The sequence below is a fragment of the Aerococcus sp. UMB7834 genome, from assembly GCF_030215145.1.
GTDB lineage: Bacteria > Bacillota > Bacilli > Lactobacillales > Aerococcaceae > Aerococcus.
In genome coordinates this window covers 315,672-325,874 of the sequence record NZ_JASOLI010000001.1, presented here as the reverse complement: position 1 = coordinate 325,874, position 10,203 = coordinate 315,672, and the positions used below count along the sequence as shown (strand labels likewise).

Genomic DNA, 10,203 nt, shown 5'->3' with positions numbered 1-10,203 from the left:
CGAACACAGCAGTTAAGCTTCTTAGCGCCGAATGTAGTTGGGGGTTGCCCCCTGTGAGACTAGGACGCTGCCGCGCAATATTTGGAGAATTAGCTCAGCTGGGAGAGCGTCTGCCTTACAAGCAGGATGTCGGGGGTTCGAACCCCTCATTCTCCATAACTTATGATTCGTTAGCTCAGTCGGTAGAGCATCTGACTTTTAATCAGAGGGTCGGGAGTTCGAGCCTCCCACGGATCATCTATATGCGGGTGTGGCGGAATCGGCAGACGCACCAGATTTAGGATCTGGCGCCGCAAGGCGTGGGGGTTCAAGTCCCTTCACCCGCATTAAGTTAATAAGCCGGCTTAGCTCAGTTGGTAGAGCATCTGATTTGTAATCAGAGGGTCGAGGGTTCAAGTCCTTTAGCCGGCATATGCGGAATTAGTTCAGTGGTAGAACATCACCTTGCCAAGGTGGGGGTCGCGAGTTCGAATCTCGTATTCCGCTTTTGCCAGACATGGTAATCCGCGCCGGGGTGGCGGAACTGGCAGACGCACAGGACTTAAAATCCTGCGGTGGTTACACACCGTACCGGTTCGATTCCGGTCCTCGGCATTATATTTTAATACGCACCCATGGCTCAACTGGATAGAGTACCTGACTACGAATCAGGCGGTTGCAGGTTCGAATCCTGCTGGGTGCATCCGGGAAATAGCTCAGCTTGGTAGAGCACTTGGTTTGGGACCAAGGGGTCGCAGGTTCGAATCCTGTTTTCCCGATAAATGGGGGATTAGCTCAGCTGGGAGAGCGCCTGCTTTGCACGCAGGAGGTCAGCGGTTCGATCCCGCTATTCTCCATTGAAATTTTATATTGGCGGCGTAGCTCAGCTGGCTAGAGCGTCCGGTTCATACCCGGGAGGTCATGGGTTCGATCCCCTTCGCCGCTATTATTTAAACGACTTGGACCTTTAGCTCAGTTGGTGAGAGCAGACGGCTCATAACCGTCGGGTCGTAGGTTCGAGTCCTACAAGGTCCATACCTTTAAAACTATGGAGGATTACCCAAGTCCGGCTGAAGGGAACGGTCTTGAAAACCGTCAGGTGGGTCAAACCACGCAAGGGTTCGAATCCCTTATCCTCCTTTTATTAATATCGCGGAGTAGAGCAGTTGGCAGCTCGTCGGGCTCATAACCCGGAGGTCGCAGGTTCGAGTCCTGCCTCCGCAATTTAAATTTAATGGTCCCGTGGTGTAGGGGTTATCACGCCTGCCTGTCACGCAGGAGATCGCGGGTTCAATTCCCGTCGGGACCGTAATTTTATTCATCAATGCGGGTGTAGTTTAGTGGTAAAACCACAGCCTTCCAAGCTGTTGTCGCGAGTTCGATTCTCGTCACCCGCTTCTTATGGGCCTGTAGCTCAGTTGGTTAGAGCGCACCCCTGATAAGGGTGAGGTCGATGGTTCGAATCCATTCAGGCCCATTACAAGTAAATATGGAGAATTACTCAAGAGGCTGAAGAGGACGGTTTGCTAAATCGTTAGGCGGCTTATCGCCGCGCAAGGGTTCGAATCCCTTATTCTCCGTTTTGTGTTATTAACTTAGGCCCGTTGGTCAAGCGGTTAAGACACCGCCCTTTCACGGCGGTAACACGGGTTCGAATCCCGTACGGGTCATTGCTTAACTTTGATATACATGGAGGATTACCCAAGTCCGGCTGAAGGGAACGGTCTTGAAAACCGTCAGGTGGGTCAAACCACGCAAGGGTTCGAATCCCTTATCCTCCTTTTATTAATATCGCGGAGTAGAGCAGTTGGCAGCTCGTCGGGCTCATAACCCGGAGGTCGCAGGTTCGAGTCCTGCCTCCGCAATTACGAGCATAATATATACATGGTCCGGTGGTGTAGGGGTTAACATGCCTGCCTGTCACGCAGGAGATCGCGGGTTCAAATCCCGTCCGGACCGTTTTCTTTTTGGTCCAATAGCTCAGTTGGTAGAGCACTTGATTGAAGCTCAAGGTGTCGGCAGTTCGACTCTGTCTTGGACCATTACATGCTAATACTGGCCCGTTGGTCAAGCGGTTAAGACACCGCCCTTTCACGGCGGTAACACGGGTTCGAATCCCGTACGGGTCATTTATAAAGGTTGGGAATCTGTCCCAGCCTTTATTTTTTTATCTGAGATTTTTCTCGCTTTATTGATTGTTCGTCTAAAGTTAGCTATAATTATGTAATGAAATATTATACAAAATTTGATTGAATTGAAGGGAAAGATAAGTTTGCGGCAGTTTTTGAAAAAGAGAAAATTGATTGTGCTGCTTGTGAGTATCATGACCTCCCTGAGTTTAATTTTCTTCTCGCTCTTTGGTAGTCATGAAACCCCTAAGCCTATTTCCTGGATGAATGATCTGACAGCTGTCGTTGGGAGAGCAGTATCTTCGCCAGGGAATTTTGTGATGAATTTTGGGGATTCGGTTGCTTCATTGAAGAATACCTATGAAGAAAATCAATCGTTGAAAAAGCAAATTGGGGTCCTCCAAGATTTAAAAGTACAGAATGAAAGTTTAAAAGCTGAAAATAAGGAACTCAATGATCTCTTAGAAATTAAGCCAACCTTGGTGGATAAAAAAGTCATTGGCGGTAATGTCATTGCCCGGTCACCAGACTTTTGGGTGGATTATATTACTATCGACTTGGGCTCCAATAATAGCCTGACAACGGATATGTCGGTCATGAGTGCGAGCGGCTTGATTGGACGGATTGTGGAAGTGAATCCAACAAGTTCCAAGGTCCAATTACTGACTTCAACAGCTAATAATTCAATGGAAGTTGCTGCTAGCATCCAAATTAAGGATCAGATTGTTCATGGGGTGATCAAGGAGTATGACCGGAAAGAACAAGAACTTATCCTTACTCAGGTCGCCCAAGATGCTAAAATCAACAAGGGAGATATGGTCACTACCTCTGGCCTAGGCGGGGTTTCGCCTGAAGGGATTATTATTGGTGAGGTGGTCGAGGCGAAGACGGACGAATTTGGCCTCTCCCAGAAGGTTCGGGTTAAACCGGCGGCTGACTTTGATGATATCCGCAAGGTCTTTGTAGTGATGCAGGACGAAGAAGCCAAGCAGGCTAGAGAAGAAGCTGACCAGGCAGAAGGAGAGGGAACTGATGAAGATTCAAGCAATGAGTAATTACTTTCGTCGGCGCTTTGCTCTTCCTATTCTCTTGATTCTTATCTTATTACTTGACGGTTCCTTGCAGGTGATGCTTTTGAAGAATTTGGGTGAAGTCAATTATTCGATGACTTCCTCGCTCACAATCATTGCCTTGACTATCCTGAGTATTTACTGCCAAAGGGTGAATCTCCTCTATCTTTCGGCTATCGTCATAGGCTTTATCTTCGATACCTATTACTCCCGGGTGCTTGGTGTTAATCTCTTCATCATGCCATTGATTTGTTTTGCTACTCGCTATTTTGCCCAGCACTTCCGCATAAACTTTTACAGTGTTTGGTTTTGGACCATGATTGTCTATCTCACTTATGGCCATTTGATTTACTTTATTTTTTCTATTTTTAATTTAGAAAAACCCCAGTACGGGATCTTTCTCTTCCAGCATCTGCTGCCTTCCTTGCTCTTTAACGGCTTGATGGCTTTTATCTTGAATTACTGCTTGGAACGATTTGCCGAATGGATAAATAAGTAAAAAAGGCTTGCAAAATTTCAAAACTTGTCTATAATGAGTATAAGTTAAAGAAAAAAAGCGTTGATTGGAAGAGGTCATCAAAGACTTGCCAAGAGAGATTATGGTCGCTGTGAATAATCCAAGTCTGATGTCTACACACCCATGAGCTGGTTTTGTACCCGTGTTTGAGCGTTAATCAAGTGTAAACTTTACACACAGAGATAGTCTATGTGAGTAGGCTATGAACAAAGGTGGAACCACGTAATTAACGTCCTTTCGTATGATACGAAAGGATTTTTTTATTAATAGGAAATGATGTTGACGGGAAAAAGTTTAGGATGGTCTTTACAGAGAGCTAGGCGAGCTGAGAGCTAGCAAGACCTACTAAATGGCACACCCTAGAGTTGCTAATCGGAAATGCTTAGCCGTGTTGGAGCGTTAATCCTGTGTCAGTTCGTCTGACATGCTGAGGCTAGCCATGTGAATGTCTAGCGAATAAAGGTGGCACCACGTCTTCTAACGTCCTTTAGTCAATGACTAGAGGACGTTTTATTATGATTAAATAAAGAAAGGATGACTCCCATGAAAAAAATGCTGAAACTGAGCTCCATTGTTTGGCTCTTCGCACTATTTTTCCCCTTATTATCTGTTTTTTCAAGCCCAGTTGAGGCTAAGGAGAACCACTATGTGATTGGGTTAGATGATACTTTCTCTCCCATGGGTTTTCGGGATAATGAAGGAAATTTAGTTGGTTTCGATATTGACCTCGCTCGGGCAGTGGCTGACCTTAATGGTTGGTCGATTGATTTTCAACCGATCGACTGGTCAATGAAGGAGACCGAGTTAAATACGGGAAATATTGATATGATCTGGAATGGTTTTGGGATTACCCCTGAACGGGAGAAGCAATTTCTCCTGACCGAACCCTATATTGATAGTAAACAAATGATTATTACCCGCGCCGATGATCCCATCGATGACTTGGAAGACTTAGCTGGAAAGAAAGTCGGCAGCCAGAGCGGATCGACCACAGCAGAAGAAATGAAGACCTGGCCGAATAATCTTTACCAACGCTTAGATGGCCAACCAGTTCTTTATCCAAGTTATAATGAAGTATTTGCTGATCTGGATGCTGGACGGATCGATGCCATTGCCACTGGAACCATTTATGGTCTCTACACCCTCCAGCAGCGCCCAGAAGGCCAGTACAAATACTTCGTCAATGAGGAATATGTCGAACCCATGGCGGTAGCTTTGCGTAAGGAAGATACCCAATTAAAGGAAACGATTGATCAGAGTATCCAAACATTGAAAGAGAATGGAAAATACGATGAAATTTATGATAAGTGGTTTGCGGGTGACCAAACGGCTGACCGGGGGAACTCCCTTGTGATGACAATTCTCCCATCCTTACTGTCAGCCTTTAAGATGACTTTTCTCATCTTTATTGTTGTCTTAGTACTCAGTATCCCTATTGGTTTCTTGATCGCTATTCTTAGAGTCTTTGGCCCTAAGTGGTTGCAAGGTTTGATTGAGGCTTATGTCTTTGTGATGCGGGGCAGTCCACTGATGCTACAATTGATGGTTTTCTTCTTTGGTTTACCTTATATCGGATTGAGTTTAGACCGCTTTACCGCAGCAATTTTTGCCTTTGTCATTAACTATGCCGCTTACTTTACTGAAATCTTCCGCGGGGGTATTTCCTCTGTACCAGATGGTCAGTTTGAAAGCATTAACGTCCTAGGAATCGGTCATGTCCGAGGCTTTAGACGGATTATCCTACCCCAGGTCATGAAGATCGTTATGCCCTCTGTCGGTAATGAAGTGATTTCTTTAGTCAAAGATACCTCTCTCGTCTATGTGATCGGCCTGGGAGAACTTTTAAGGGCAGGGTCTATTGCCGCTAATACCTACGCTACTCTGACCCCTTATCTTCTCTGTGGGGCAATTTACTTACTCTTTACAGCCGTGGTAACCTTCTTCTTGAAACGTCTCGAAGGCCGCATCGACTGGTAGTAGAAAGGAGCATAAGATGGCTTTATATGTAGAAGGGCTTTCCAAAGCCTATAACAAGAACCAAATTATTGACCAGTTTACTTGCCAAATTGAAGGAGGGGAGATTGTTATTCTTCTCGGCAAGTCAGGGACTGGGAAGACAACCTTTATGCGTTTAATCAATAACTTAGAAAAAGCAGACCAAGGCAGCATCCGCATCAATGACCAATACCTCTGCCAAGCAGCTGAGTCTGGGGCCCGTTATTTAAGTAAGGCTGACCAGCGTGCTTACCAGAATAACCTCGGCATGGTCTTCCAAGATTTCCAATTATTTCCCAATTTTACGGTATTGGAAAATCTGATGGAGGCTCCTTTAGCTCAAAAGCTGGCCACTCCTGAAGCAATCAAAGCCCAGGCCTTAGACCTCCTAGCCAAGGTCGGCTTATCTGATAAGGCAGAGGTTAAACCCTCAACCCTGTCAGGAGGGCAAAAACAGCGAGTGGCGATTGCCCGGGCCCTGATGTTGAATCCAGATGTGATTTGTTTTGACGAACCGACCTCAGCTTTGGACCGGGAATCGGCCAATCAAGTGGGTGCCCTGATCCAAGAACTTGCCGATAGTGGTCAAGCAGTTCTGATTGTCACCCACGATACGGAATTTGGTCGTGAATACGGGACAAGAATCATCTCTTCGAGTGACTTTAAATAAGCAATAAAAAGCAGGCTCCTTCCCCTCAATCAGGGGTGGGAGCCTGCTTTTAAACTTTAGTCGCTTGGTAAAGTGATTTAGTCAGCAACAATCTCATTGACATCTTCATCGGGTAAATCGGTGAAGGGGCGGAAGTAGACGAGAGCAAAGGCCACGCCAAAGGAAATAGCAATGGAGATCAAGCAATTGATCAAGTTGGACATGTCCCCATCTGGGCTGATAAAGATAGGAAGGGCAGCAATTCCTGGGTTGGCAAAGGCAAAGGCATAAACCTGGCTGATACCGGCGTAGAGTCCGCCTGCCAGTCCGCCGACGATCGAAGCCATCAGAACGGACTTAATAGGGATGGCGACGCCGTAGAGGCCTGGCTGGGAGACGCCCATGGCAGCTGTTACACAAGCTGACAAGTTATACTGCTTGTAGGCACTGTGCTTGGTCTTAAAGAAGACAGCCAGGACAGCACCTGATAGGGCCATATTGGCGGCCAGCATGCCAGGGTTAAAGAAGGTATCTGTACCGGTTGCTGCAATGGTTTGGGTAACAACTGGGAAGAGGGCGTAATGGGCGCCAAACATGACCACGAAGAGGCCAAAGCCTCCTAAGAGGGCAGGCACCAACCATTCGGCTCTGGAGCTGAGGAAGTCCACTAAGGCAACCAAGCCGTCGCCTAGAACAGTCCCGAGCGGCTCTAAAACTGAAATTCCCAGTATACAGGTTGTGAGTAGGACCAGGACAGGAGCGAAGACCCCGCGCACAATCTCTGGAATGACCTTGTACCAGAACTTTTCAATATAGGACTGGGCAAAAGTGATCAGAATAATAGGGATTACGGAACTAGGGTAGTTACCTGGTGGGAGAGGGATGCCAAAGAAGTCCGCGCTCCCATCATAATTGGCCAATTCGCTGGTAATTTCCGGATGGAGCAGGAAGGCGACAGTCGCCATAGCCAGGATCTGGTTGGCGCCAAAGACCTTAGCAGCTGAATTAGCGAGCAAGATAGGGAGAAAATAAAAGACAGCATTGGAAATGGAGTTGAGGATAATGTACTCTGTTTTGCCTTCCTGGATTAAAGAAAAGCTATGCAAGAGGATGGTAATCCCCTGGAGAATACCGGCTGCCGTAAGTCCGATCAAAATCGGCGCAAATATTTCCTTAATGGCATTGAGAACCTTATCCAAAAAAGAAAGTTCTTCTTGAGTTTCAGACATATTGTGTCCTCCTTTAATGTATTTTGACTCATCTTCATTATATAACATGAATAAGAGTCAATAGCAAAAAGGAAGGGGCTTTTCTGTAAAAGAAACAAAAAAGCGTGAAATATTTTTCACGCTTTTAATGCAAAATTCTTTTATTTAATAATTGGAGCAGCTCCAGTAATAGCGGCTACGGCAATGAAGATGATAAAGATACCGAGGGCCCATTTACCGGATTCTTTTTGCCATTCACCCATGTCAACTCCTGTTAGGTTGAAGAGAAGGTAGATGAAGGCAACGAGTGGACTGAGTAAGTGGAAGGCTTGGCCGAGTAGGGAAGCCACCCCAATTTCCAGAGCGGTGTAACCGTATTGGGTACCGGTTTGGTAGAGGACAGGGAGTACGCCGTAGTAGAAGGCATCGTTGGAGAGGAAGAAAGTACCTGGTGCCGAAAGTAGGGCTGTAATGAGTCCCCAAGCCCGGCCCCAACTATCTGGGATAATCGTTGTAAGACTTTGGGCTAATGCATCAGCCATACCGGTACCTGTGAAGAGTCCCATGAAGATCCCTGCCGCAAAGACTAGGATGACCACTTGGACAGCGTCACCAGCATTTTCTTGGATGCGATTCTTTTGTTGCTTGAGATCAGGGTAGTTAATGATTAGAGCCAGCACCGTCCCTGTTAGGAAGAGGAAGAGGGCTGGGAACCAACCAGAGACGAGGAAGAAGATCAGAGTGATGGTCATGATGAGGTTGACCCAGAAGAGTTTTGGACGTTTCATGGCCTGTTCTTCATCAGACTTAGCAGCGGTGAGTGCTTGAATATCTTTTTCGGTTAGTTCTTGGATTCCCACACGTTTACGTTCGCGGACACCTAAGAAGATGGATAGGCCGAGTACATAAATAGCGGAAATCACCATACCTGGCGCTAGGGCACGGATAACTTCTTGGTCATTCAAGCTAAGTACGGAGATGGCCCGGGCTGTTGGTCCACCCCAAGGCAAGAGGTTCATAATGGTATTCATTAAAATAATCAAGACAGCCAGGTTCATCATCCTTAAATTAAGCTTCTTATAGATAGGAATGAAGGCTGTACACACAATGAGGGTTGTTGTCGTCCCGTCCCCGTTGAGGGAAACCACCATAGAGATGAAAGCAGTGGCAAAGAGAATCTTGACCGGATCCCCTTTAGCGAAGCGAATCATCTTCTCCGTGATGGGGTCAAACATCCCGGCATTCAGCATAATGGCGAAATAGAGGATGGCGAAGAGAAGCATAATCCCTGTAGTTGCCGTTTGACCAACCCCGTCGACAGCGAATTCGCCTAGGGAAGTGATCCGTTCAAAGAGACTTGGGTTATTGATGAAGGCGTCTTCGACTTCCGGATTAGGAACCGGGAAGAGACCAGCAACAGCTGCAATCAGAGCAAAAATTAAAGGGATACCAATTAAAGCCGTAAAGGGCGACATTTTCTTTTTGATGATCACGAACATAAAGATGATGATCATCAAATAACTTAAAACAGTTAACATATCATTTCCTCCTAGATCTTATGATCAGTATTCTATTTACAAAAAATTCCGACAAACCTCCTTTGATCATGTTTTCACATAAAGACTATTATAGATGAACTTTCTCTCATTTGACAAGTCTTCATATGAAGAATACTTAATTTAATTTAGATGATAAAGGATTGTAAGCGCTATTTCAATAGTGATCGAGAATAAAACACCAAAAGAACATTAATGATAGCGTTCACATGAACAATCTGTCTTAAGTGCAGTAAAAAAACAACATAGGCTGAAATCTTTCGTTATAATCAAGTTAACAAGAACTTATTGGAAAGGAGGCACCTCATGGGATTATTTTCTCGCATTCAGCACTTATTTCAAAGCAAGGAGCCTGCCACTGACCCGGTTGAGCCCGAAAGAAAGAAGGCAGCTGACCTTCCCCAAGCCGAGGCCAGTGGGGATTGGATTGAGCGGAGCGGTTTAGAGCCTGAAGAGGCTTGCACGGTCGCAGCGATCGCCACGGCCTGCGTGACAGGGGCCCGGTCAGATACGGTCTTTCGGATTAAGTCTATCGAAGCGGTTGATCTCGACCAGGAATTAGCAGGCATCTTGACCGCTTGTATCCTTGCCCATGACCAGGAAGACAGCCACTACCGCGTCAAACGCATCGAACGCATTTCATAAACAGTCAAAATAAAGGAGAAAACATCATGTTAAGAAAATTTCGTGTCCGTTTAAATGATAAAGAATATATGGTAGAAATGGAAGAATTAACGCCTGGCTTCGAAGCTCCTGCAGCTCAAGAAGCCCCAGCTCAAGCTGCTCCAGCTTCTGCACCAAGTCAAGCCCCAGCCGAAGCCGCTCCAGAGCCCAGCCCAGCACCAGCTTCTGCTAGCCAACCTGGCTCAGGTGAAGAAGTGACGGCTCCTATGCCTGGGACGATTCTAAATGTCCTGGTTCAACCGGGAGAGACCGTTGCTGAATCGCAAGCGGTTGTTGTCTTAGATGCCATGAAGATGGAAAATCAAATTGTAGCACCCAAGGCTGGCCAAGTGACTTCTATCTTAGTCAAGGAAGGCCAAACGGTTGATGTGGGTGAGACCCTATTTACAGTGGAATAGAATAGAAGGGAAGACACA

8 protein-coding genes, 23 tRNA genes, 1 rRNA gene and 1 pseudogene are annotated in these 10,203 nt (G+C 46.3%); 31 read left to right on the top strand and 2 right to left on the bottom strand.

The window, feature by feature from the left end; genetic code table 11:
- The 29 genes and pseudogenes from rrf to QP339_RS01510 all read left to right on the top strand — a co-directional run.
- A 5S ribosomal RNA gene (rrf, locus tag QP339_RS09665) occupies nucleotides 1–76 on the top strand; the annotation flags it as partial.
- A gap of 7 nt (nucleotides 77–83) precedes the next feature.
- Nucleotides 84–156, top strand: a tRNA-Val gene (locus QP339_RS01640).
- Between the two features lie 8 nt (nucleotides 157–164).
- Nucleotides 165–237 (top strand) — tRNA-Lys (locus tag QP339_RS01635).
- Nucleotides 238–244: 7 nt separating this feature from the next.
- A tRNA-Leu gene (locus QP339_RS01630) sits at nucleotides 245–326 on the top strand.
- A 12-nt stretch (nucleotides 327–338) separates the two neighbouring features.
- Nucleotides 339–411, top strand: a tRNA-Thr gene (locus tag QP339_RS01625).
- A 3-nt stretch (nucleotides 412–414) separates the two neighbouring features.
- Nucleotides 415–486 (top strand) — tRNA-Gly (locus QP339_RS01620).
- A gap of 22 nt (nucleotides 487–508) precedes the next feature.
- Nucleotides 509–594: transfer RNA gene (locus QP339_RS01615), tRNA-Leu, on the top strand.
- Nucleotides 595–608: 14 nt separating this feature from the next.
- Nucleotides 609–682, top strand: a tRNA-Arg gene (locus QP339_RS01610).
- A gap of 2 nt (nucleotides 683–684) precedes the next feature.
- Nucleotides 685–758, top strand: a tRNA-Pro gene (locus QP339_RS01605).
- Between the two features lie 5 nt (nucleotides 759–763).
- Nucleotides 764–836: transfer RNA gene (locus tag QP339_RS01600), tRNA-Ala, on the top strand.
- A gap of 15 nt (nucleotides 837–851) precedes the next feature.
- Nucleotides 852–925: transfer RNA gene (locus tag QP339_RS01595), tRNA-Met, on the top strand.
- A 15-nt stretch (nucleotides 926–940) separates the two neighbouring features.
- Nucleotides 941–1,014 (top strand) — tRNA-Ile (locus tag QP339_RS01590).
- A 15-nt stretch (nucleotides 1,015–1,029) separates the two neighbouring features.
- A tRNA-Ser gene (locus QP339_RS01585) sits at nucleotides 1,030–1,119 on the top strand.
- 11 nt (nucleotides 1,120–1,130) lie between these two features.
- Nucleotides 1,131–1,203: transfer RNA gene (locus QP339_RS01580), tRNA-Met, on the top strand.
- Between the two features lie 12 nt (nucleotides 1,204–1,215).
- Nucleotides 1,216–1,288 (top strand) — tRNA-Asp (locus QP339_RS01575).
- 17 nt (nucleotides 1,289–1,305) lie between these two features.
- A tRNA-Gly gene (locus QP339_RS01570) sits at nucleotides 1,306–1,376 on the top strand.
- 6 nt (nucleotides 1,377–1,382) lie between these two features.
- Nucleotides 1,383–1,456 (top strand) — tRNA-Ile (locus tag QP339_RS01565).
- A gap of 14 nt (nucleotides 1,457–1,470) precedes the next feature.
- A tRNA-Ser gene (locus QP339_RS01560) sits at nucleotides 1,471–1,559 on the top strand.
- Nucleotides 1,560–1,577: 18 nt separating this feature from the next.
- Nucleotides 1,578–1,649: transfer RNA gene (locus tag QP339_RS01555), tRNA-Glu, on the top strand.
- A 21-nt stretch (nucleotides 1,650–1,670) separates the two neighbouring features.
- Nucleotides 1,671–1,760: transfer RNA gene (locus QP339_RS01550), tRNA-Ser, on the top strand.
- 11 nt (nucleotides 1,761–1,771) lie between these two features.
- Nucleotides 1,772–1,844, top strand: a tRNA-Met gene (locus tag QP339_RS01545).
- 21 nt (nucleotides 1,845–1,865) lie between these two features.
- A tRNA-Asp gene (locus QP339_RS01540) sits at nucleotides 1,866–1,938 on the top strand.
- A gap of 10 nt (nucleotides 1,939–1,948) precedes the next feature.
- Nucleotides 1,949–2,021: transfer RNA gene (locus QP339_RS01535), tRNA-Phe, on the top strand.
- Nucleotides 2,022–2,036: 15 nt separating this feature from the next.
- Nucleotides 2,037–2,108, top strand: a tRNA-Glu gene (locus QP339_RS01530).
- A gap of 116 nt (nucleotides 2,109–2,224) precedes the next feature.
- Nucleotides 2,225–3,163 carry a rod shape-determining protein MreC gene (gene mreC, locus QP339_RS01525; protein WP_350225019.1) on the top strand — a complete coding sequence of 313 codons (939 nt, stop codon included), beginning with the start codon at nucleotides 2,225–2,227 and terminating at the stop codon, nucleotides 3,161–3,163.
- Entirely contained in the window at nucleotides 3,141–3,677 is a 537-nt protein-coding gene (mreD, locus tag QP339_RS01520) for a rod shape-determining protein MreD (RefSeq protein WP_067971841.1), read from the top strand. The genes mreC and mreD overlap by 23 nt, the downstream gene beginning before the upstream one ends.
- A 552-nt stretch (nucleotides 3,678–4,229) precedes the next feature.
- Nucleotides 4,230–5,000: pseudogene (locus QP339_RS09635) on the top strand (amino acid ABC transporter substrate-binding protein); the annotation flags it as partial.
- 48 nt (nucleotides 5,001–5,048) lie between these two features.
- Nucleotides 5,049–5,672, top strand: a complete 624-nt coding sequence (locus QP339_RS09630) for an amino acid ABC transporter permease (protein WP_350225021.1) — start codon at nucleotides 5,049–5,051, stop codon at nucleotides 5,670–5,672.
- A 16-nt stretch (nucleotides 5,673–5,688) separates the two neighbouring features.
- Nucleotides 5,689–6,360, top strand: coding sequence for an amino acid ABC transporter ATP-binding protein (locus QP339_RS01510; protein ID WP_284910120.1), 672 nt, complete (start codon nucleotides 5,689–5,691; stop codon nucleotides 6,358–6,360).
- A gap of 77 nt (nucleotides 6,361–6,437) precedes the next feature.
- Here the strand turns inward: QP339_RS01510 and QP339_RS01505 are convergent, their stop codons facing one another.
- Nucleotides 6,438–7,568: a PTS sugar transporter subunit IIC gene (locus QP339_RS01505; protein WP_284910119.1), complete on the bottom strand. Its 1,131-nt coding sequence runs from the start codon at nucleotides 7,566–7,568 to the stop codon at nucleotides 6,438–6,440.
- Between the two features lie 140 nt (nucleotides 7,569–7,708).
- Entirely contained in the window at nucleotides 7,709–9,085 is a 1,377-nt protein-coding gene (locus tag QP339_RS01500) for a CitMHS family transporter (RefSeq protein WP_284910117.1), read from the bottom strand.
- Between the two features lie 324 nt (nucleotides 9,086–9,409).
- Between QP339_RS01500 and QP339_RS01495 the strand changes: the two genes are divergently transcribed.
- Entirely contained in the window at nucleotides 9,410–9,748 is a 339-nt protein-coding gene (locus tag QP339_RS01495; RefSeq protein ID WP_284910116.1) for a hypothetical protein, read from the top strand.
- A 26-nt stretch (nucleotides 9,749–9,774) separates the two neighbouring features.
- Nucleotides 9,775–10,185 (top strand): biotin/lipoyl-containing protein, encoded by a 411-nt coding sequence (locus tag QP339_RS01490; RefSeq protein ID WP_284910115.1) that lies wholly within the window; start codon nucleotides 9,775–9,777, stop codon nucleotides 10,183–10,185.
- Nucleotides 10,186–10,203: the final 18 nt, after the last annotated feature.